The 20,902-nt window shown below is 71.4% G+C and carries 21 protein-coding genes; 10 read left to right on the top strand and 11 right to left on the bottom strand.

Annotated features, from left to right (window positions below; translation table 11 throughout):
• Nucleotides 1-125: 125 nt before the first annotated feature.
• The 8 genes from rpmH (at nucleotide 126) to ABZW17_RS08675 (ending at nucleotide 5,677) form a co-directional block, all read left to right on the top strand.
• Nucleotides 126-269, top strand: coding sequence for a 50S ribosomal protein L34 (rpmH, locus tag ABZW17_RS08640; RefSeq protein ID WP_003082934.1), 144 nt, complete (start codon nucleotides 126-128; stop codon nucleotides 267-269).
• A gap of 21 nt (nucleotides 270-290) precedes the next feature.
• The gene (gene rnpA, locus ABZW17_RS08645) at nucleotides 291-725 is read left to right on the top strand and encodes a ribonuclease P protein component (protein ID WP_354811130.1); all 435 of its coding nucleotides are present in this window, start codon (nucleotides 291-293) and stop codon (nucleotides 723-725) included.
• Between the two features lie 5 nt (nucleotides 726-730).
• On the top strand, nucleotides 731-1,054 hold the full coding sequence (gene yidD / locus ABZW17_RS08650; RefSeq protein ID WP_354811488.1) for a membrane protein insertion efficiency factor YidD: 324 nt from the start codon (nucleotides 731-733) through the stop codon (nucleotides 1,052-1,054).
• 5 nt (nucleotides 1,055-1,059) lie between these two features.
• On the top strand, nucleotides 1,060-2,178 hold the full coding sequence (yidC, locus tag ABZW17_RS08655) for a membrane protein insertase YidC (protein ID WP_354811132.1): 1,119 nt from the start codon (nucleotides 1,060-1,062) through the stop codon (nucleotides 2,176-2,178).
• A gap of 30 nt (nucleotides 2,179-2,208) precedes the next feature.
• Entirely contained in the window at nucleotides 2,209-2,766 is a 558-nt protein-coding gene (locus ABZW17_RS08660) for a R3H domain-containing nucleic acid-binding protein (protein WP_354811134.1), read from the top strand.
• A gap of 240 nt (nucleotides 2,767-3,006) precedes the next feature.
• Entirely contained in the window at nucleotides 3,007-3,669 is a 663-nt protein-coding gene (gene rsmG / locus ABZW17_RS08665) for a 16S rRNA (guanine(527)-N(7))-methyltransferase RsmG (RefSeq protein WP_354811136.1), read from the top strand.
• 56 nt (nucleotides 3,670-3,725) lie between these two features.
• Nucleotides 3,726-4,673 (top strand): ParA family protein, encoded by a 948-nt coding sequence (locus tag ABZW17_RS08670; RefSeq protein ID WP_354811138.1) that lies wholly within the window; start codon nucleotides 3,726-3,728, stop codon nucleotides 4,671-4,673.
• Nucleotides 4,670-5,677 (top strand): ParB/RepB/Spo0J family partition protein, encoded by a 1,008-nt coding sequence (locus ABZW17_RS08675; protein ID WP_354811140.1) that lies wholly within the window; start codon nucleotides 4,670-4,672, stop codon nucleotides 5,675-5,677. Before ABZW17_RS08670 ends, ABZW17_RS08675 begins: the two co-directional genes overlap by 4 nt.
• Before the next feature lie 134 nt (nucleotides 5,678-5,811).
• Here the strand turns inward: ABZW17_RS08675 and ABZW17_RS08680 are convergent, their stop codons facing one another.
• Complete coding sequence (locus ABZW17_RS08680; protein WP_354811142.1) at nucleotides 5,812-6,756, bottom strand: D-alanine--D-alanine ligase; 945 nt, start codon at nucleotides 6,754-6,756, stop codon at nucleotides 5,812-5,814.
• 26 nt (nucleotides 6,757-6,782) lie between these two features.
• Complete coding sequence (locus ABZW17_RS08685; protein ID WP_354811144.1) at nucleotides 6,783-8,102, bottom strand: PLP-dependent aminotransferase family protein; 1,320 nt, start codon at nucleotides 8,100-8,102, stop codon at nucleotides 6,783-6,785.
• A gap of 212 nt (nucleotides 8,103-8,314) precedes the next feature.
• On the opposite strand from ABZW17_RS08685, the gene ABZW17_RS08690 reads away from it, so the two are divergent.
• A complete protein-coding gene (locus tag ABZW17_RS08690) occupies nucleotides 8,315-8,959 on the top strand; it encodes a GNAT family N-acetyltransferase (RefSeq protein ID WP_081655853.1) in 645 nt (214 codons plus the stop codon).
• A gap of 210 nt (nucleotides 8,960-9,169) precedes the next feature.
• On the opposite strand, the gene ABZW17_RS08695 is transcribed toward ABZW17_RS08690, so the two are convergent.
• The 7 genes from ABZW17_RS08695 to murJ all read right to left on the bottom strand — a co-directional run bounded on the left by ABZW17_RS08695 (nucleotide 9,170) and on the right by murJ (nucleotide 16,869).
• Nucleotides 9,170-10,321 carry an N-acetylmuramoyl-L-alanine amidase gene (locus ABZW17_RS08695; protein ID WP_354811146.1) on the bottom strand — a complete coding sequence of 384 codons (1,152 nt, stop codon included), beginning with the start codon at nucleotides 10,319-10,321 and terminating at the stop codon, nucleotides 9,170-9,172.
• A 281-nt stretch (nucleotides 10,322-10,602) separates the two neighbouring features.
• Nucleotides 10,603-10,926: a thioredoxin gene (trxA, locus tag ABZW17_RS08700; RefSeq protein WP_003082899.1), complete on the bottom strand. Its 324-nt coding sequence runs from the start codon at nucleotides 10,924-10,926 to the stop codon at nucleotides 10,603-10,605.
• Nucleotides 10,927-10,961: 35 nt separating this feature from the next.
• On the bottom strand, nucleotides 10,962-11,954 hold the full coding sequence (gene trxB / locus ABZW17_RS08705; protein WP_354811148.1) for a thioredoxin-disulfide reductase: 993 nt from the start codon (nucleotides 11,952-11,954) through the stop codon (nucleotides 10,962-10,964).
• 78 nt (nucleotides 11,955-12,032) lie between these two features.
• Nucleotides 12,033-12,818, bottom strand: a complete 786-nt coding sequence (locus tag ABZW17_RS08710; RefSeq protein WP_354811150.1) for a hypothetical protein — start codon at nucleotides 12,816-12,818, stop codon at nucleotides 12,033-12,035.
• Nucleotides 12,815-13,438, bottom strand: a complete 624-nt coding sequence (gene sigM, locus ABZW17_RS08715) for an RNA polymerase sigma factor SigM (RefSeq protein ID WP_033261039.1) — start codon at nucleotides 13,436-13,438, stop codon at nucleotides 12,815-12,817. Before sigM ends, ABZW17_RS08710 begins: the two co-directional genes overlap by 4 nt.
• Nucleotides 13,439-13,469: 31 nt before the next feature.
• Complete coding sequence (locus tag ABZW17_RS08720) at nucleotides 13,470-15,062, bottom strand: protein kinase family protein (protein WP_354811152.1); 1,593 nt, start codon at nucleotides 15,060-15,062, stop codon at nucleotides 13,470-13,472.
• Nucleotides 15,063-15,141: 79 nt separating this feature from the next.
• Nucleotides 15,142-16,869 (bottom strand): murein biosynthesis integral membrane protein MurJ, encoded by a 1,728-nt coding sequence (gene murJ / locus ABZW17_RS08725; protein ID WP_354811490.1) that lies wholly within the window; start codon nucleotides 16,867-16,869, stop codon nucleotides 15,142-15,144.
• A 516-nt stretch (nucleotides 16,870-17,385) separates the two neighbouring features.
• On the opposite strand from murJ, the gene ABZW17_RS08730 reads away from it, so the two are divergent.
• The gene (locus ABZW17_RS08730; protein WP_354811154.1) at nucleotides 17,386-18,051 is read left to right on the top strand and encodes a hypothetical protein; all 666 of its coding nucleotides are present in this window, start codon (nucleotides 17,386-17,388) and stop codon (nucleotides 18,049-18,051) included.
• A gap of 124 nt (nucleotides 18,052-18,175) precedes the next feature.
• Here the strand turns inward: ABZW17_RS08730 and ABZW17_RS08735 are convergent, their stop codons facing one another.
• Both ABZW17_RS08735 and ABZW17_RS08740 read right to left on the bottom strand, forming a co-directional pair.
• Nucleotides 18,176-20,326 (bottom strand): DUF6049 family protein, encoded by a 2,151-nt coding sequence (locus ABZW17_RS08735; RefSeq protein ID WP_354811156.1) that lies wholly within the window; start codon nucleotides 20,324-20,326, stop codon nucleotides 18,176-18,178.
• Nucleotides 20,323-20,877: an NUDIX hydrolase gene (locus tag ABZW17_RS08740; RefSeq protein ID WP_354811158.1), complete on the bottom strand. Its 555-nt coding sequence runs from the start codon at nucleotides 20,875-20,877 to the stop codon at nucleotides 20,323-20,325. The genes ABZW17_RS08735 and ABZW17_RS08740 overlap by 4 nt, the downstream gene beginning before the upstream one ends.
• Between the last annotated feature and the right edge of the window lie 25 nt (nucleotides 20,878-20,902).

A 20,902-nucleotide genomic window follows, 5' to 3' on the forward strand; every position in this document is an offset into this window, starting at 1 on the left:
TTGTCGTCGCTCGTCGTGACGAGGCCACACGTTGGTAGGAGACACCAGAGACTGCCGTGCGCCCGCACGACACGCCAGGCGACGGGGAGGAATCCCCGCGTCCGACGCGACACACAGGAGAAGCAGTGAGCAAGGGTAAGCGCACCTTCCAGCCGAACAACCGCCGCCGCGCCAAGACGCACGGCTTCCGCCTGCGCATGCGGACGCGTGCCGGCCGGGCCATCCTGGCTGGCCGTCGTCGCAAGGGCCGCGCCGCGCTGTCCGCCTGATCCGGCACGTCGGGGCGCGCCGTGCTGCCGGCTGCCGCACGTCTGCGGCGGAGTGAGGATTTCCGCGTGGTTCTCCGTCGCGGGTCCCGGGCAGGCAGGCGCCGCCTCGTCGTCCACGCGCTGACCACGGACCCGTCCGCGGCCGCCGACACACTGTCGGCGGCCAGGGCGGGTTTTGTGGTGAGCAAGGCCGTCGGCAATTCGGTGGTCCGCCACCGCGTCAGCCGGCGGTTGCGTCACCTCGTTTCGGCCAGGCTCGGAACACTGCCCGCCGGCACTGCGTTGGTCGTACGGGCATTGCCGCCGTCGTCGACCGCGTCCAGCGCCGAGCTCGGGTCCGACCTCGACGCCGCGTTGCGTCGGCTGGGGCTTCTGACGTCGCGCCGTCCGGCCGGGGATGTCCCCCGCCCGACGCGTCCCGCGGACGCGACCCCCGACCACGGATCAGCGGTGTGACCGGCATGCGAGCCACCCCCGAGCACGACCACGAGCACGACACAGAGCCCGAGCCCTCGAAGCCCGGCCCCGTCGCGTGGGTCCTGCTGCTTCCCATCAAGCTCTACCGCAAGGCGATCTCGCCCTTCCTCCCACCGGCTTGCCGGTTCTACCCGAGCTGCAGCGCGTACGCAGTCGAAGCCCTCACCCGGCACGGTGCCGGCCGCGGCTCCTACCTCGCGCTGCGCCGGCTGCTGCGCTGCGGCCCCTGGACGCCCCCCGGCCGCGACCCCGTGCCCGAGACGTTCTCGTGGCGCCACCGACGACCTGAAACACCGATCGAGGAGTAGCAGCAGTGCTCGATTTCATCTACTACCCCGTGTCCTTCATCCTCTGGTGTTGGCACAAGGTCTTCGGTTTCGTCTTCGGGGAAGCCACGGCGATCTCCTGGATCCTCGGCATCATCTTCCTGACGTTCACCGTCCGCGGCATCATGTTCAAGCCGTTCGTGAACCAGGTCCGGTCGATGAAGAAGATGCAGGACTTCGCGCCGGAGATGAAGAAGATCCAGAAGAAGTACGCGAACGACCGGCAGCGCCAGGCCGCGGAGATGCAGAAGCTCCAGAAGGAGCACGGCGTCAACCCGCTGGGCAGCTGCCTGCCGATGCTGCTTCAGATCCCGGTCTTCATCGGCCTGAACCACGTCCTGCGCGCGTTCACGATCATGCCGGCGGACGGTAGCAAGAAGACCGAGAACTACTTCTTCACCGAACACGACGTTCTGTCCTACACCAGCGCGAAGCTGTTCGGCGTCAACCTCGGTGAGGCCGTCTACAACGGTGTCGGGGTCGTTAGCGGCAACGCCGCGACTGTCGGCTTCCACTGGAACGTGCTCCCGGTCGCGCTGCCCCTGATGATCGTCGCCTCGATCGCCACGCACCTCACCGCGCGGCACTCGGTGGCCCGGCAGAACGCCGCGTCGGCCACCCCGCAGACCGCGATCATGAACAAGCTGACGATGTACATCTTCCCGCTCGGTGTGCTCGTCTTCGGTGCGCTGTTCCCGCTCGGCCTCCTCTTCTACTGGCTGGCGAACAACGGCTGGACGCTGATGCAGCAGCGGCTCGTCTACACGAAGATCGACAAGGAAGAGTCGGCCCGCAAGGCGGAGGCCGCGGAGAAGCGCGCGTCGCTCGGCCCGAAGCCGGGGCAGAAGCCGACCGCGCCGAAGGTCGGCCAGAAGCCGGTCCAGCAGAAGAAGAACCAGCCGACCCAGGGCGGCGCGCAGAAGAAGGTCACGAAGGCGGGCTCGGCCCACGGCTTCGCGCAGACCTCGGCGGCGGAGGCCGCCGCCAAGGCGGACGGCGCGACCGCGGCGGCCCCGGCCGAAACCAACGGCTCGAAGGACAACGGCACCGGCGTGCCGGGCCTTCTCAAAGACTCGACCAGGAAGTCGGGCCGGAAGCGCCGCTGAGGCGCGACCGGTTCGGAGAGGAGACGAATGATGTCGGAGACGATCGACACGATCGACGCCGATAAGGACGACGTGACCCCGGAGACGGTGGACGGCGAAGCGGGCGAGCAGAAGGCGGGCGGTGATGACGTCCTCGTCCAGGAGGGCGACATCGCCGGCGACTACCTCGAGCGCCTGCTGGACCTCCTCGACTACGACGGTGACATCGACCTGGACGTGGAAGCCGGCCGCGCGATCGTGAGCATCGACGGCGGCGAGGACCTCGAGAAGCTCGTCGGCCCCCGCGGCACGGTGCTCGAGGCTCTGCAGGAACTGACCCGGCTGGCGGTCCAGCAGGAGACGGGCTCCCGCAGCCGCCTGATGCTGGACATCGCGGGCTGGCGCGCGGACCGCCGCGAGGAGCTCAAGGAGCTCGGCCGCTCGACGGCGGAGTCGGTCCTCAAGAGCGGCGAGCGGGTGCGGCTGCAGCCGATGAGCCCGTTCGAGCGCAAGGTGGTCCACGACGCGGTGGCGACGGTCTCGGGCGTCACGAGCGAGAGCGAGGGCGAGGACCCGAAGCGCCGCGTGGTGATCTTCCCGGAGTCCTGAGCCCCGGTTGCTGCACGAGCGGCCCCATCCGACTGGTTCGGATGGGGCCGCTTTTTTGTGCGTGAGGACCGGCGCCGAGCGAATTACACGGGTGATGTTTCACGTGGAACGCTCCACAGCGGCGGCCGGGTGAGTGGAGTTGTCCACATCTTCGGACTGTCGGCTCGTCTTCTCCGGTTCATCGGGGACAATCGAACGAGCGCGGTTTCACGTGAAACCGGCGGACGAGGAGTAGGCGGAGTGAGCTTGGAGCGGGCCGCGGAGCGAGTGTTCGGAGAGCACGTCGATCGAGCGGCTGGGTACGTCGAACTCCTGGAGCGCCACGGCGTCGAGCGGGGACTGATCGGTCCCCGGGAAGTCGAGCGGCTGTGGGAACGGCACGTCCTCAACTCGGCGGTGATCGGCGAGCAGATGCCCGAGGGCGCCCGCGTGGTCGACGTCGGGTCCGGTGCCGGGCTTCCGGGTGTACCGCTGGCGATCGCGCGACCGGACCTCGATATCGTTCTGCTCGAACCGATGGCCCGCCGGGTGGACTGGCTGGCCGAGGTGGCCGAGAAGCTGGAACTCCCGATCACCATCGTCCGTGGACGCGCGGAGGAGCGGCCTGTGCGTGAGCAGCTCGGTGGTGCCGACATCGTCACCGCTCGCGCGGTCGCCCCGCTCGCTCGTCTCGCGGACTGGTGCCTGCCGCTGGTCCGTCCCGATGGCTTCCTGGTCGCCCTCAAGGGCGCCAGCGCGGCGGACGAGATCGAGCGGGACGGTGCCGCCATCCGCGAGGCCGGCGGAGCCGATCCCTTCATCGTCGAGTGCGGTGCCGCAGTACTAGAGGTCCCCAGCACGGTTGTGAAGATCCGTCGCCTGCCGGCAGCCGCCAAGGCGAAGGCGCGGAGCAGGAAGCGTTAACGAGCCGCCATGTTCCACGTGAAACGTGGCGACTCGACCACCGACCAGACGTCTAGATGGAGGAGGTGTCGAGACCGGTGAATCCCCCGCCGTCCGACTCCACGGAGACCAGCCACGACGTGGGCTGGACGCCGATCGCCGAAGAAGCCGCCCGCGCCGCGCGTCTGCTGCACCCCAAGGAGGGGGAGCTCCCCCGTCCCGGGCGCCGTCGGGTGATGACCGTCGCCAACCAGAAGGGCGGCGTCGGCAAGACCACCAGCACGGTCAACCTCGCCGCCGCGCTCGCGCTCCACGGGCTCAAGACGCTCGTCGTCGACCTCGACCCGCAGGGCAATGCGAGCACCGCGCTCGACGTCGACCACCGGTCCGGGACGCCCTCCATCTACGAGGTGCTCATCGGCGAGGTGACGCTCGCTGAGGCGGCCCAGCCGACCGAGCAGTCCCCCAACCTCTTCTGCGTCCCCGCGACCATCGACCTCGCCGGCGCCGAGATCGAGCTCGTCTCGATGGCGTCCCGCGAGTCCCGACTCAAGGAGGCCATCTCCTCGGAGATCCTCGACGAGATCGGCGTCGACTACGTCCTCATCGACTGCCCGCCGTCGCTCGGCCTGCTCACGGTCAACGCGATGGTCGCCGCGCAGGAGGTGCTCATCCCGATCCAGTGCGAGTACTACGCGCTCGAAGGTCTGGGGCAGCTGCTGAGCAACATCGAGCTCGTGCAGCAGCACCTCAACCGCGAACTCCGCGTCTCGACGATCCTGCTCACCATGTACGACGGCCGCACGAAGCTGGCCGACCAGGTGACGAACGAGGTGCGCAACCACTTCGGCGACACCGTCCTCAAGACGGTCATCCCCCGCAGCGTGAAGGTGTCCGAGGCACCCGGGTACGGCCAGACCGTGCTCGCCTACGATCCCGGTTCGCGCGGGGCGATGAGCTACGTCGACGCGGCCAAGGAGATCGCCGAGCGCGGCGCTCAGATGGAGAAGGGTAGTTCGACATGACCGAGCGTCGAGGAGGGCTGGGGCGCGGCCTCGCCGCCCTGATCCCGACCGGACCCACCGGCGGCGGTCCCCTGCCCGCGCCCAGCGACGCGGCGACGGACAAGAGAACGGCCGAGGAGAAGGGCTGGTTCGCGGCGAACGGCGCGGCCGGCCAGCGGCCGGAGGTCAGCGGTGAGGTCGCCGGTGCGGTCTACCGCGAGATCCCGGTCGGCTCGGTCAAGCCGAACCCGAAGCAGCCGCGTCAGGTCTTCGACGAAGACGCGCTCGCCGAACTCGAGCACTCGATCCGCGAGTTCGGGCTCATGCAGCCCATCGTGGTCCGCGAACTCGGGAACGACGAGTACGAGCTCGTCATGGGCGAGCGGCGGCTGCGTGCGTCGCAGCAGGCGGACCTCGAAGCTATCCCGGCGATCGTCCGGCAGACCGCCGACGAGTCGATGCTGCGGGACGCGCTCCTGGAGAACATCCACCGCGTCCAGCTGAACCCGCTCGAAGAGGCGGCAGCGTACCAGCAGCTGCTCGACGAGTTCGCGGTCACCCACGAAGAGCTGGCGAGCCGGATCGGCCGCAGCCGCCCGGTCATCACCAACACCATCCGGCTCCTCAAGCTCCCCCTGCCGGTGCAGCGCCGGGTGGCCGCGGGCGTCCTGTCCGCCGGCCACGCGCGTGCGTTGCTGTCGCTGGAGGACGCCGAGAGCCAGGAGGAGCTCGCCGCGCGGATCGTCGCGGAGGGCATGTCGGTCCGGGCGACCGAGGAAGCCGTCACGCTCAAGAAGAGCGAGAAGCCGGCCAAGCCGAAGCCCGCGCCGCGCAAGCCGATCCAGGCGCCGGGACTGCAGGAGCTCGCGAACCGCCTCTCCGACCGGTTCGACACCCGCGTGAAGGTCGACCTCGGCCGGCGCAAGGGCCGGATCACGCTCGAATTCGGGTCGGTCGACGACCTCGAGCGAATCGTCGCGATCATCGATGCGAACGGGACGAATCAGACACCGAAAACCGATTAGGGATCACCCCAGGGTGTTTCGTCACGGTGATGATTGCTCGACGCGATCGCGGTGACCACAGCCGGTGATGATCAACCGCGACACGAAAAAGGCCGCCACGGAGGTTCCGAGGCGGCCTTTCGCGTAGGTGAGAGTCAGCGGGAGATGGCCCGCGCGATCAGTTCGGCGAACACCGCGCCGAGCGACTTGCCCGCCGCCTCGATCGCCATCGGCACCGTCGACGTCTCGGTGAGACCGGGCGACGGGTTCACTTCGAGGAAGTGGACCGTGCCGTCCGCCGTGACGACCGCGTCGGTGCGGGAGATGTCGCGGAGCCCGAGCACGCGGTGCGCGGCGACGGCCAGCTCGGCCACCGCCTTGGCCGCGGCGTCGTCGAGCCGGGCCGGCGTGAAGAAGTCGGTGAGGCCGGCGGTGTAGCGGGCCGTGTAGTCGTACACGCCGCTTTCCGGGACGATCTCGACCGCCGGCAGGGCCTCGGGCCCGTCCTCGCCTTCGACGACCGTCACGGCCACCTCGACGCCGTCCACGAACCGCTCCGCGAGGACCGTGTCCCCGTAGGCGAAGCAGCCGACCATCGCCGCCGGCAGTTCCGCCGCCTCGCGAACCACCTGCGTGCCGAGCGCCGAGCCGCCCTGGTCCGGCTTGAGGATCAGGGGCAGGCCGAGGCGCTCCACCATCGCGTCGAGCACCGCCTGGGCGCCGAGCTCGCGGAACGTGCTGTGCGGCAGCACCACCCAGCCCGGCGTCGCGAAGCCGGCGTTCTGCAGCAGCGCCTTCGCGGTCGGCTTGTCCCACGCGCGGCGGCAGCCCTGGGAGCCGGTGCCGACGTACGGCACGCCCAGCATCTCCAGCACCGTCTGCACCGAGCCGTTCTCGCCCTCGCCGCCGTGCAGCGCGACCACCACGGCGTCCGGGCGCTGCGTGCGCAGCCGCTCCAGCAGCCCCGCGTCGGTGTCCCACTCCTCGATGCCGAAGCCCTCGGACTTCAGCGCCGCGGACAGCCGTCGCCCGGACCTCAGTGAGACGTCGCGCTCGTGCGAGAGACCGCCGGCGAGCACGGCAACGGTACGGTCGACCACCGTGGGAACTCCTTAGCTGGAACGAACTAGACCGTGTCCGGGGACGGGTTCTGCGGTCCCTGGATCTGGCGCGAGGTCACGCTACCGAAGGTGCGCGCGAGGTCCATTTCGGACTCCAGCACGGCCGCCAGCCGCCGCACGCCCTCGCGGATGCGTTCCGGGGTCGGGTAGCAGTAGGACAGCCGCATCTGGCGGCTGCCGAACCCGTCGGCGTAGAAGCCGGTGCCGGACGCATACGCCACCCGCGCGGTCACCGCGCGCGGCAGCATCGCCTTCGTGTCGACACCCTCGGGCACCGTCACCCAGACGTAGAACCCGCCGTCCGGCTTGGTCCACGAGCAGCCCGCGGGCAGGTACTGCTCCAGCGCCGACAGCATCGCGTCGCGCCGGTCGCGGTAGTTCTCGCGGAACTTCTTGATCTGGCCCTTCCAGTCGTGCGTGGCCAGGTAGCGCGAGACGATCATCTGGTTGAACGTCGGCGGGCACAGCGTCGCCGACTCCGCGGCCAGCACGAGCTTCTCGCGCACGGCGTGCGGCGCCAGCACCCAGCCGACGCGCAGGCCCGAGGCGAACGTCTTGGAGAACGACCCGAGGTACACGACGTTGTCGGGGTCGGTCGACCGCAGCGCCGGGTACGTCTGGCCGTCGAAGCCGAGCAACCCGTACGGGTTGTCTTCGACGACCAGGACGCCGTGCTCGCGGCAGATCTCCAGGATCTCCGCGCGGCGCTCGACGGCCAGCGTGACGCCGGCGGGGTTGTGGAAGTTCGGGATCGTGTAGAGGAACTTGACCCGGCGGCCGGCCTTCTTCGCCTGATCGAGTGCTTCCCGCAGCAGCGAAGGCACCAGGCCCTGGTCGTCCATCGCCACGTGCACGACCTGCGCCTGGTACGCGGCGAACGACCCCAGCGCGCCGACGTACGAAGGGCCTTCGGCGATGACGACGTCACCCGGGTCGCAGAACAGCCGCGTGACCATGTCCAGGCCCATCTGGGAGCCGACGGTCACCACGACGTCGTCCGGGTGCGCCTTGATGCCCTCCAGGGCCATGATTTCGCAGATCTGCTCGCGCAGTACCGGGACGCCGTGCGCCGAGCCGTACTGCAGCGCCACCAGGCCGTCTTCGGCGATGATTTCCGCCACCTGCGCCGACAGCGTGTCGAGCGGCAGGGCGGCCAGGTTCGGCATGCCGCCGGCCAGCGAAACCACCTCGGGCCGGCTGGCCACCGCGAACAGCGCCCGGATCTCGGAGGCGGTCATGCCCGCGGTGCGGGCGGCGTACCGCTCGAGGTGCGGGTCGAGGTTCTGGCGGCCGCTGGGGCGCTGGCTGGGGCGGTTCTCGGTCATCGACGTTCACCCGGGGCTAGGCGGACACGGTCACTCCCGCGGGAGCTGGTAGATCCCATCGAGTGTAACCGGGCACCCATCAGGACCCCCTGGCCTTCCGGTGCTTGTCACATCGGCCTATCCTCGACCGTGGCTCCCGTGTTCGTGCCGCGGCTCTTGCGCGGCTTGACGACCGGGCGGCCGGTCGGGAGCGCAGGTCAGGGAGGTCGCGGGTGTCGCGTCGCGTCGTGGGCGTCACACTGGACAACCTGGAGCACCTGCCGAAGAGCTGCCGCCGGTGCGTGTACTGGGAGCTGGCCCCCCACCTGAAGCACCAGGCCGAGGAGTTCGGCGCGACCGAGGTCGAGAAGGAAGCCTGGGTTTCGAGCGTGCTGCTCGAGTGGGGTTCCTGCGGCCGCATCGTCTACAGCGACACGCTGCCGGTCGGGTTCGTGCTGTACGCCCCGCCGAACGCGGTCCCGCGCGCGCTGGCCTTCCCGACGTCCCCGCCGAGCGCGGACGCGGTCCTGCTGACGTCGTTCCAGGTCCTCCCGGAGTTCCGCGGTGGCGGGCTCGGCCGGATGCTGGTCCAGGCGGTGGCCAAGGACCTGACGAAACGCGGTGTCCGCGCGATCGAGGCGTTCGGCGACGCCCGCCCCGACGAGGCCGACCCCGACGGCGGCCACAGCTGCGTGCTGCCGGCCGCGTTCCTGCAGAGCGTCGGATTCAAGACGGTCCGGCCGCACCAGAAGTGGCCCCGCCTGCGCCTCGAGCTGCGGTCGGCGATCACCTGGAAGGAAGACGTCGAGGCGGCCTTGGAGCGGCTGCTCGGCCAGGTGACGATCACCACCGCCGAGCCGAGCCTCGGCCGCGCCTGATTCCCTGCCCGCAAACGTTTGCGCCCTGGCCAAGGCGTGACGGAACACGCGTGTGCACAACTGTGGAAGAAGTGCCGAGTTATCCACAGAGCCCTGCTAGGAGCGGTGGACAAGCTGTGGAGAACTGCCCCGAAACCTGGGGACGCGCGCGTGGCGTCCCCAGGGGTGGTGGGGCAGGTGAAGGTGAGCCGCTAGGGGTTGTGGTCGGCCCTATTCGGCCTTCGCGAGCTCGTGCGCCAGGACGTCGGCGAACGTGAACGTGCCCGTCGGCTGGTCGCCCTCGCCGAGCAGGTACAGGCGCTTGACGGCGATCAGGATGCCCTCCGCGACGATGTCGCGGAACGCCGGGTCACCCAGCTTGCGGGCGTCGTCCGGGTTCGTCAGGTAGCCGATCTCGATCCGGACGGCCGGGCAGCGGGTGCGGGTGAAGATGTCCCACGACTTGTAGTGCGTGCGGTTGTCCTGCAGGCCCGTGCGGGCCGCGACCTCGCGCTGGATGAAGCCGGCCAGCAGCTCACCCACGGTCGACGTCGTGCCGTTGCCGTTGCCGAAGTGGAAGCTCGCGACGCCCTGCGCGCGCGGCGACGAGTTCTTGTCGCTGTGCAGCGAGAGGAACAGGTCCGCGCCCGCGTCGTTGGCGAACTTGGCCCGCTCCAGCTCGGTGGGGCTGTGGTTCGGGCCGCGGGAGATCAGCGCCTCCATGCCGGTGGCCTTCATCCGGCCCTCCAGGCGGCGCGCGAGGTCCCACGCGATGTCGGCCTCGCGCAGCCCGCCGGCGACCACGCCGAGGTCGTCGCCGCCGTGGCCGGGGTCGATCACGATGCGCTTGCCGCGCAGCCGCGGGCCGGCCTGGCGCACCTGCTCCTGCTCGCGCAGGAAGACCGGGCGGCCGCCACGGGCGCGCGGCGAGGACAGGCGGTGCAGCTCGCGGATGGTCGCCGGGCCGCACATGCCGTCCGGCGTCAGGCGCATGTCGCGCTGGAACGTCTTGAGCGCGCGCTCGGTCGCCGGCCCGAAGTACCCGTCGGGGCGGCCGGCGTCGAAGCCGAGCTCGGTGAGCCGCTCCTGCAGCGTGAAGACGTCGTCGCCGTGCACCGGGGACGCGATCATGTACGACAGCGGGCGGCTGCCCAGGTGGTAGCTGGCGCCCTTGAGCGCCTGGAACGTCGCCGGACCCACGATGCCGTCGGTCATCAGCCCACGGCGCTGCTGGAAGGCACGGACGGCGCCCTCGACGGCGACGTCGAACGTGCCGTACTCCTCGTCGGTCCCGGTGACCGGCGGGAGCAGGTCCATCCCGGCCAGGATGGACCTGATCTCGGCGACGTCCGGACCGGCGTCACCGCGGCGGAGTACCCGCATGCACTCCTCGCTCTTCCTCGGGCACCGGTTTCGGGGACTCGGTGCGGGGCAGGACTTCGGAAAACCTTCGCTGGGACGAGCCCAGGTCCTCTATTGTGCCTTGCCAACTCTGGGTGACAGCGCAGGCCCGGTAGGTCCGTCAAGAACCCGTTAGTGGAGTACCCGAGGTGGCCGCGGTCACGCAGGATTCACCCAAGTCCGGCAGATTACCCCGAACGGCGACGAACCCGGGGCCGCAGGAGGGATTCCCGCAGGCCCCGGGTTCGCCGGAGTGGTTCGATTCAGAGGACGTCGGCGAGGTCCGACAGCAGCGCGGCCTTCGGCTTGGCGCCCACGATCTGCTTCACCGGCTTGCCGCCCTGGAACAGGATCAGCGTCGGGATGGACATCACCTGGTAGTCACGCGGCGTGTTCGGGTTCTCGTCGATGTCGATCTTGGCGATGGTCAGCTTCTCGCCGTTCTCGGCCGCGATCTCCTCGAGCACCGGGGCGACCATCTTGCACGGACCGCACCAGGTGGCCCAGAAGTCGACGAGGACCGGCTTCTCGCTGGTCAGGACCTCGTCGACGAACGTCGCGTCGGTCACCTTCACGGTGTTGGCCATGGTTTCTCCTTCAGGGGTGAGTGAACGCCGGAAAGTCAGTGGGTGCCCGCGCCGTAGCCGCCGCCGACGAGCTCGGCCGCCTCGTGCGCGTCCGGTTCGCCGTGCTCCGCGAGCCATCGTTCCGCGTCGATCGCGGCGCTGCACCCGGAACCGGCGGCGGTGATCGCCTGCCGGTAGGTGCGGTCCACCAGGTCGCCGGCCGCGAAGACGCCTTCGAGGTTGGTGAAGGACGTCTTGCCCTTCGTGACGACGTAGCCGTCCTCGTCCAGGTCGACCTGCCCCTTGACCAGCTGGCTGCGGGGGTCGTGCCCGATCGCGACGAAGAAGCCCGACACGTCCAGCGTCGACTCCGAGCCGTCCTTGGTGTCCTTGAGCCGCAGACCCTCGACCTTGCCGTCCCCGAGCACCCCGGTGATCTGCGAGTTCAGCTGCCACTTGATCTTCTCGTTCGCGCGGGCGCGCTCGAGCATGATCTTGGACGCGCGGAACTCGTCGCGCCGGTGGACGACGGTGACGGACTTCGCGAACTTCGTCAGGAAGGTCGCCTCCTCCATCGCCGAGTCGCCACCGCCGGCGACCACGATGTCGTGGTCGCGGAAGAAGAACCCGTCACAGGTCGCACAGGCCGAGACACCGCGCCCGAGCAGCTCCTGCTCGCCCGGCACGTTCAGGTACCGCGCCGCGGCACCCATCGCGAGGATGACCGCGCGGGCGGCGTAGCGCTTGCCGTTCGCGACGACGTACTTGACGTCCCCGGTCAGCTCCAGCGACTCGACGTCCTCCGCGCGCAGCTCGGCGCCGAAGCGCTCGGCCTGCTTGCGCATCTCCTCCATCAGGTCCGGGCCCATGATGCCGTCGCGGAACCCGGGGAAGTTCTCGACCTCGGTCGTCGTCATCAGCGCGCCGCCGAACTGCGTGCCCTCGAACACCAGCGGTTCGAGCTGGGCCCGCGCCGCGTAAACGGCAGCGGTGTATCCGGCAGGACCCGACCCGACGACGATCAGGTTCCTGATTTCCTCGGCAGCCACCCGTTGACCTCCGCTCGTAGTGACCTGTACCAGGCTCAACACGATCGTAGGTGGCCATGTTCCCAGCCGTGACAGCCGCTACTTCTCCCCGACGACCTTGTCGAACAACACAGCCGGGTTTCCGGGGCCGCAGTCCGCGCCGAAGGCCACCAGGCGGAACTGGGCGAGCTTGCCGGTGGTCAGGATGATCATCACCCCGGCCTTGCCCCCGACGTTCACCGGGCGGATGCCCTCGGGCCGCACCTTCGGGTCGAGCCCGGCGGCCGCGATGCACGCGTCGAGCCGGTCCTCGTTCTGCAGCGGGCCGAAGTCGCGGACGCCGACCGCCTTGCCGATCAGGGCCTGCGCGCCGGCGCCGTCGTTGCCCACCGAAGGCCCGGCCGGGGCGGCGACGTTCGGGGTGCCGGTCGGCTGCGACGTGTTCGGGAGGGCGACCGTCACGGCGACGACCGCCGCCGCGGCCGCGGTCAGGACGCCGGCGGCCCAGCCGAGCCGCTTGTTCCGCTTCCGCCGGGCCGCCGCGAGGTCCACCACCGGGGCGTTCTGCGGTGCCGGAGCTGCCGGCCGGGAAGCCTCTGCTGAGCCAGGAAAGCGGGCGGCTGCTTCGGCGGCCAGCGCCGCGTCCAGCCGGGCGGCGAACTCCGCGGGCATCCGCGGGGCGGGTGCGTGGGCGAGCGAGGCCAGGTCGGCCTGCGTGGCGTCGAGGGCGTCCAGGATCTCCCGGGCCTCCGGGTCGGCGTTGACCAGCGGCCACAGCCGCGTGGCCTCCGCACCGTCCAGGACGCCGGCGTGGAGATCGGCGAGCACGTCGACAGACCAGGGCGGACCGACGGTCCCCCCGATCCCCCGGCTTTCGTCCGTCATCGTCCCTCCCCGCTACCCGGCTGACGCCCGGCCCGTTTGCTTTCGTGAGTTGGGACGTTCGCAATCGCATCGGGGTTCCGCAGGTGCCCGAGAACCTTCGCGAGTTTTCCCCGGCCCCGCGCGCACCGGCTCTTCACCGTGCCTTCGGCGATGCCGAGCAGCTTGGCCGTCTCGGCGACGGAGTATCCCTCGACGTCGACCAACACGATCGGGGCACGCTGCTCTTCGGGCAGCTGGTCGAGCGCCTCCCGCACCAGCAGGCTGGTTTCACGCTCGGCCATCGAGTCGCGCGGGGTGGCCGGCTCGTTGAAGCCGGTCTCCGGCAGCGGCACGGTCGGGCGCGCCTGGCGGCGGCGGATCCGGTCGAGGCAGGCGTTCACCACGATCCGGTGCAGCCACGTCGTGACCTGCGACTCCGCCCGGAACTTGTCGGCGGCCCGGAACGCCGAGATGAACGCGTCCTGCAACGCGTCGGCGGCCTCTTCCGGATCGCGGACCGTGCGCAGGGCGACGGCCCACATCCGGTCGCGGTGCCGCTGGACGAGTTCGCTGAACGCATGGGGGTCCCCCGCGGCGTGAGCCGCTATCAGATCCGCATCCGTGGGAGCTGCAGCTGTCACCCGGCAGAGCCTACTGACCCTGTCGGGTGCGTCACCCCGCAGGCAGGAAGCTCAGCTCACCGATCTGGGACAGGTGCGCGCCGTCGTCGCCGCCCAGCTGGGTGATCCAGACGATGAAGTACTCACCCTGGGTGGGCTGCGCCAGCTGGATCGTCGTGTCGCCGTCCTGGAGGTCGCCGTTGCCGACCACCTTCGTGTCGGCCAGGTCGGGGTTCTTCTCGGTCGCCGAGCGGATCTCGACCTTCGTGCCCGCGGTCCCGCCGCTGACCTTGACCTGGCTCAGGTTGATCGGGTCCTGGAAGGTGGCGACCAGCCCGACGCCCGGCTTGATGGTCGGGAACTGCTGCTTGTACTGCTCGGTCTTCCACACCGTGCCGGGGTCGCCGTCGATCACGTTCTTCGCGCGGCCGGGGTTGTCGCCCTTGCCCTCGGGATTGTAGACCGCGATCGCCTTCGGCGGCACCGGCGCGCCCACCTTCGGGGCCGGCGGCGGGGCGGGCGCGGACGACGACGCGGGCGGCGCCGCGGCCGACTGGCTCGACGCCGGCGGCGCGGCGACGTTGATCGACGGGCCGCTCGCCTTCGAATCGCCCTGGAAGACGTTGATCAGCATCAGGCCGCCCCAGGCGAGGATGACGACCGTCGCGACGACCAGCACGGTGACGCCGAGGGCGAGCTTGCGCCGCCGGGCGACGTCCTTGACCGGCTTCTTCGTCGTCCAGATCGTGCCGTCGGCCTCCGCCGGGTCCCCGCCGACGGCCTTGATCAGCTGGGTGCGCTCCTCTTCCTCGGCCACCTGGTCGAGGACGCGCAGGATGGCCGCGCTGGTGCGGATGCCACCGTTGCCGCCGTCCTCGATCGTGCGGACGGCCAGCGACGACAGGTCGGCCGGGACCGTCGGCACCAGCTGGCGCGGCGGGACGATCCGGCCCTGCGGCGTCATCGGCGCCGCCGGGATCGCGGGCGGGCCGCCGGGCAGCGCCCAGCGGCCGGTCAGCAGCAGGTACAGGACCGCGCCGAGCGCCTTGACGTCGTCGCGCAGCGTCGCCTCCGGCAGCGGGCCGGGGAACGCGAGCTTGAGCGCGCCGTTCGGCGTCAGCCGCAGCCGCTGGGGGTGGTCGAGGCCCAGGACGAGCCCGTTCTGGTGCGCCTGTTCGACGGCTTCGGCCAGCGCCTGCACCATCCGCGCGGCCGCGGCGGGCGCCACCGGCCGCTGCGCGACGAGGTCGACCAGGTCGCTGCCCTTGGTCCACTCCGCGACGACGACCCCGAGCAGCCCTTCGCTCGACGTGACGCCGCTGCCGAGGGCGAGCACGTCCAGCACGCGGGCGACGCCGCCGTGCCCGAACTTCGACGCGTGCGTCGCGCGCTCCAGCGTCCGCCGGGCCAGCCGGGCGGCTTCGGGATCCGCCGGGTCACCGACCAGCAGGGTCAGCGCCACGTCCCGCTTCAGCTGCCCGTCCCGCGCGCGCCAAAGGTGCGCGTCGCCCCGCTCGTCCACGCCGAACTGCGCGAGGAGGCGGTAGCGGCCGTCGCCGACCACACGCCCGGGGGCCAGCGATCCGACCTGGGCCTTGCCCACGTGGTTCGCACCCCCCGCCTGTTCGCTCCGCCTCGTGTCCACCCGCACTCTCCCGCTAGCTCCCCGCTCCAAGGTTACCCAGAATACGACGCGGGAGTGGTCGCCTTCCGTACCGCAATCGTTACCCGCGCTTGATCAACCGGGTGAACCTCGTAGTGGCCGGTCTCAGCTCCTCGACCTTGAGCGCCATGAGCACCCCGAACGAGACCACGATCCCCACGATGCTCTGCAGGAACAGCTTCGCCCACGCCCCCAGTTTCGGGCCGAAGGCGTCCGGCACGATCTGGCCGGCCACCCACGCGGCACCGACGCCGAGCGCGCTCGCCACGACCGTGAACAGGATCACGCCGATCACCCGCTTGCTGCGCAAGTTGCCCAGGGTCACCCACAGCCAAACCTGGCCGAGGATCGCCCCGACCACGAACGTCAGCGCGTTGACCATCATCACGCCGAGCACGACGTTGTCCGGCGACAGCAGCACCGGGCACAGGTACAGCAGCGGCACCTTGACCAGCGTCATCACGATCATGATCAGCGTCGGCGTGCGCGCGTCCTTCATCGCGTAGAACACCCGCATCTGCAGCATCACCAGCGCGTACGGCAGCAGCGCGAACGCCGAGATGGCGAGCGCGTCGCCGAGCCGCTCGGCGGTGTCGACCGTGCCCTTGCCGAAGGTGAACAGCGCGATGCCGATCGAGCCGCCGACCACGGTCATCACCGCGGAGATCGGGACGAGCATCACCGTCGAGATCCGGGACGCGTACGACAGGTCGCCGATCAGCTTCTTGTGGTCGCCGTCGGCGGCCGCGCGGCTCATCCGCGGCATGATCGCGGTCAGCAGCGAGACGCCGATGACGCCGTACGGCAGCTGGAACAGCAGCCAGGCGTTGCTGTAGGCCGTCACACCACCGGGTGAACCGCTGGTCAGCACGCGCGTGTTGATCGTGTACCCGATCTGGCTGACCGCGACGTACCCGAGGATCCACAGCGCGAGGCCGCCGAACTCCTTCATCTGCTTGTCGATGCCCCAGCGCCACTTGAACCGGAAGCCGGACCGCAGCAGCGGCGGGACCAGCAGCAGCGCCTGGGCGACGATGCCGCCGGTGACGCCGATGCCCAGCGTCAGCACCTTGGGGTCGGTGATCGAGGCGTGCCCGGTGTCGATGTCGCCCGGCATGATCCAGACGACCAGGATCGTGAAGATGACGACCAGGTTGTTGATCACCGGCGCCCACGCCGTCGGCCCGAAGATCTGCTTGGCGTTCAGCACGGCCGAGAGCAGCGCGAACACGCCGTAGAAGAAGATCTCCGGCAGCAGCAGGTAGGCGAAGGCCGTGGTCAGGTCCGCGCTCGCCCGGCCGGACGAGTCGACGTAGAGGCTGGTGAACGCCGGCGCGGCGATCACCGCCACCACCGTGCCGACCAGCAGCAGCGAGAACGCCACCGTGATGAGCCGCTGCGTGTAGGCCGCGCCACCGTCGGGGTCGTCCTGCGAGCGCACCAGCAGCGGCACCACCACGCTGGCGAGCACGCCACCCATCAGCAGCTCGAAGATGATGTTCGGCATCGTGTTGGCGACGTTGAACGAGTCGTTCGCGACACCCTGCCCGATCGCCGCGACCAGCAGCAGCTTCCACAGGAAGCCGGTGATCCGGCTGATCAGCGACGCGATGGCCATCCGCCCGGACGCCTTCGCCAGCGACGGCGCCTTGGCCGGGGCTTCTTCCGGCGCCTCCCCGTCCGGCCGGGGCTTGACCAGCGGCCCCTTGAGCGCCGGCATGACCTGCGTCGCCAGCGCGTCGTAGGGCCGCATGACGTCGGGGTCGGCGACCGGCCAGCGCGAGTTCATCGGGACGCCGGCGGTGCGCGGGATGAACCGCGTCGCCTCCGGGTCGGGCGGGCGCTGGACCTGGGTGGCCTCCTCCTGCCACGGCCGGACCGGCGCCGGGCGGCGCGAGCCGCGGCCGCGCGAGGGCACCGGCGTGCCCGGCGGCGGGGTGCCGAGCGCCGGGTTGCCGGGCGGCGGGGTCGTGGGCGGGTTCGGCTGCGGGAGCCGTCCCTGGTGACCGGCCGGGCCCGGCTGCGCGCCGCCCTGCGGCGGCGGGCCGGCCGGCGGCGCGACGGGCTGCGGACCGCTCGGCGGCGGGCCCGGCTGCGCGTTGCCCGGCGATATCACCGGCTGCGCGCCGCTCAGCGGCATGTTCGGCGGCGGCACGGCCGGCTGAGGACCGCCCTGCGGCGGCGGGCCCGGCTGAGGACCGCCCGGCGGCACCGGCTGGACCCGCGTGGGCGCCGGGCCGGCGTTGCGCGGCGGCTGGCCACCCCGCGGCGGGCCCTGCTGTGGCGGACCCTGTTGCGGCGGACCTTGCTGAGGCGGGCCCTGCTGCGGGCCCTGCTGTGGTGGGCCCTGTTGTGGCGGACCTTGCTGTGGCGGCGGGCCCGGCGGCGGGACCCGGCGCTGCGGCCGGTCCTCGCGGAGGGCGCGGTCGTCGTACGGGGGGCGGTCGTCCCGCGGCCAGTCGTCGCGGGGCGGTTCGCCGTGGGGGCCGCGCTCCTCGCGCCCGGGGACGTCCTCCGGCACCGGCCGGTCGCCGCGGGGACCGCGGTTGTCGCGGGCGGGGAAGTCGTCCGGGGCCGGCCGGTCGCCGCGGGAGCCTCGGTTGTCTCGGTTGTCTCGGGCCGGCCGCCCGCCGGGGGCGCGCTCGCCCCGGACCGGCCGGTCGTCGCCGGGAGGCCGGTCGCCTCGGGGTGGCTGGCCGTCACGGCGGGGCTGGCCGTCGCGGGCCGGGCGGCGGGCCGGGGCGTCGTCGCGGGCCGGGCGCTGGTCGCGGGCCGGGGCGTCGTCCGGGGGCGGCAGCTGACGGGTGTGGCCGTTGCGGGGCGGCTGGCGACGGCCGCGCTCCGGCGGGGCCGGCGGCGGCTGCTGCGGCGGCTGGCGGCGGCCCGGCTGGGACGCGCGCGGCGGCCCGTCCCCTCGTTGCGGGGGCGGCGGGCCTTCGCGCCGAGGACGACCCGCACGCTCGGGTGGTAAGCCCGGCTCTCTCTCCAACGCGTGCCCAATCCTCGGTGCTCGTCTCCGGTGCCGCGGCCGGGTGCCGCGCACGTGCGGACCAAGGGTAATCGCGAACGGCCCGGAACACTCAAAGGCCGAGCGATCAGGCGGTGGCGTCCCGGCCCGCGCGGGCGTCCTTGACCCGTCGGTAGATGCGCCGGGACGCGAGCAGAAGCAGGGCCACACCTGCGGCGACGGTCGCGATGATGGTGATCGCGCCGTACTCGGTGGACGTCAGCTCGAACCGCGCGGATGACCCGAGCGGGGTACCGGTTGGCGTGCTCAACGACACATCGACGCTGAACCGGCCGGCCCGCAGCGCCTCGACCGGCAGGAAGTAGTTCTTGCCGCCGCTGGCCGGGAAGTACCAGTCCTTGGCGTCCTCCGGGCGCAGGCCGGTGTTGTTGTTCAGGGTGAACCGGGCGTTGATGCCGACCGGCAGGTCGTTGCTCACGTACACCGGCAGCGGCGAGTTCCCGGACGCCAGCGCGATGGTCTGCTTCGGCTGCGAGACGGTCACCCGCCCGCTGATCGCCGCGAGCTCGGCCTGGGCGTTCGCGGTCGCCGCGTCCGCGGGCAGGCCCCGCCACGCCGTCGACGCGCCGCGCAGCTCGGCCAGCCGGACCGGCTCGACGACGTCGTCGGGTTTCACCCGTTTGGTCGGGTCGACCTGCATCGCCGACGCCAGCCCGGTGGCCTGGACGTCGAGGGCCGAGAGCGTCGAGACGACACCGGCGTCGATGCCGGCCGGGTCCTGGCCGCCGTCGCCGACCGCGCCGGAGGCCGCCGGGTCGGTGGCCAGCAGCGCCGGGAGCCCGGTCGCGGTGACCAGGCCCGCGGTCAGGAAGTCGCCGACCTGCCGCAGGTAGGTGGTGAACTCCTCGGCCGGGGCGTCCCAGCGCCGCGGCGGCGCGACCAGCAGGTGGTTCGGCCGCTGCTGCCCGGCGGGCTGGCCCAGCCCGGCGCGGAAGGCGAGCGCGCCGAGACCGTTCTGGCTCGCGATCGCCCGCTCGGTCGTGGCCGGCACGGTGACCGAGTCCGGCACCGCCGGGACGCCGGTCAGCGCGGCGGAGATCAGCGAGTCGGTCGGCTGGACGCGGACGGTGCTGCCCTGCACGGTGACCCCGCCGCCGGCCGCCGCGGGGGCGAGCTTGCCCGCGTCGGCGAGCACGGTCCGCACGCCGGCGTCGCTGAGCGCGGAGAGCACCGACGCGCCGGGCGTGCCGTCCGGCCAGAGCACGCCGGACTGCGGGGTGGCGCCGGTCAGCTGCTGGATGGTCGCCGCGCCGGCGGCCGCGCGGGTGACCAGCCCCGTGTCGCCGGGGTGGACGCGGGTGAGCGCGTCGAGGTCGGCGTCGGCGAACGGCAGCGCCACCACGCAGCGGCCGCCGACCAGCGACCGGACGTCGGACAGCCAGGCCTTCGCGGCGTCGGCGCCCTTGCCGTCGACGGTGCCCGAGTCCGTGTGGACGAGGTAGCCGCGGCTCATCGCGTCGACGGTGGCGAGCAGGTCCGGGTCGAGCGCGAAGCACATCGACTTCGCCAGGTCCGAGTTGCCGCGCACGGCCGTCACGGCCGCGGAGACCAGCGCGTTCAGCCGTCCGTCGCCGCTGATCTCGCCGGCCATCCGGTCGTCGGCCAGCACCGGCTGGCTGCCGTACGGCGAGGCGTAGAGGTGCGGGACGTTGCTGGTCAGCGGCCAGAGCAGGGTCATGCTCGGCGCACCGGACCGGCCGGTGGACTGCTTGCCCGGACCGGACAGCACCGGCATCAGCATGCTGACCGCGCCGAGCCGGGCGGGGCCGCCGAACTCGGGCGTGCCGTTGACGTTGACCAGCAGCGGGTAGACGCCGGGACGGCTGAACCGCTCCGCCCGCGTCCCGGTGAGCGGCACGGTGATGTTCAGCGGGGCGCTCTGCCCCGGCTCCAGCACCTCGGCCACCGACGTGAACTCGGTCAGCGGGGTGTCCTTGATGACCGCGCCCGACAGCACGTCGCCGACCCCGCGTTCGGTCGTCGCCCGGTCGCCGACCTGCAGCCGCACCTGCGGCCGGGTGACCTTCCGGTCGCCGGTGTTGGTCACCGTGCCGGTGATGGTCAGCGTCGTCGTCGACGTCGTGATCACGCGCGGGGCGAGCCCGGCCAGGTCGACGCGCAGGCGGGCACCCTCCTCCGCCTGGGCCACCGAGGCGCCGGCCAAGGCGGGGACGGCCAGGAAGAGGACGGAAAGGAAGGCTGCGGCGAACCGCTTCACTCGGGGGCTCCCTCAGGGGCGTGCTCGTCTCGTCCTGGGACGTCTGGGCGCGCGAAAAGTTCTGTGAGTATCTGACTGGCCTTCCGGACGAGTTTGCGCTCGTCGGAGTAGGCGAGTTTGGCTTCCAGCTCGGCCAGCGGGACCCAGGCCACCTCGGTGACCTCGACGTCTTCGTCGGACAGCTCGCCGCCGAGCGCTTCGAGCAGGAAGTGGTGCACGGTCTTGTGGATGCGCCGCTTCTCGGCCACGAACCAGTAGTCGATGGTGCCCAGTGGCCGCAGGACGCGCGCGGAGATGCCGGTTTCCTCCTTCACCTCGCGCACGGCTGTCTGTTCCACCGTCTCACCGTCCTCGATGTGGCCCTTGGGCAGCGACCACAGCAGTCTGCCGTGCCGGTCGAGCCGGCCGATCAGCACCGCCTGTTCACGGTCGGCGTCCACCACGAGACCACCGGCCGACGTCTCGTCGACCGTGGTCAGGCGCCTGCCGCGCTGGCGCCTGCGCCGCCTTCGCGGCTTGGAGGCGCCGGGGCGGCCGGCTGATCCGGACATGCTGCGATGCTAGAGCAAACGGTTG

Source organism: Amycolatopsis sp. NPDC004625 (assembly GCF_040609695.1).
GTDB lineage: Bacteria > Actinomycetota > Actinomycetes > Mycobacteriales > Pseudonocardiaceae > Amycolatopsis.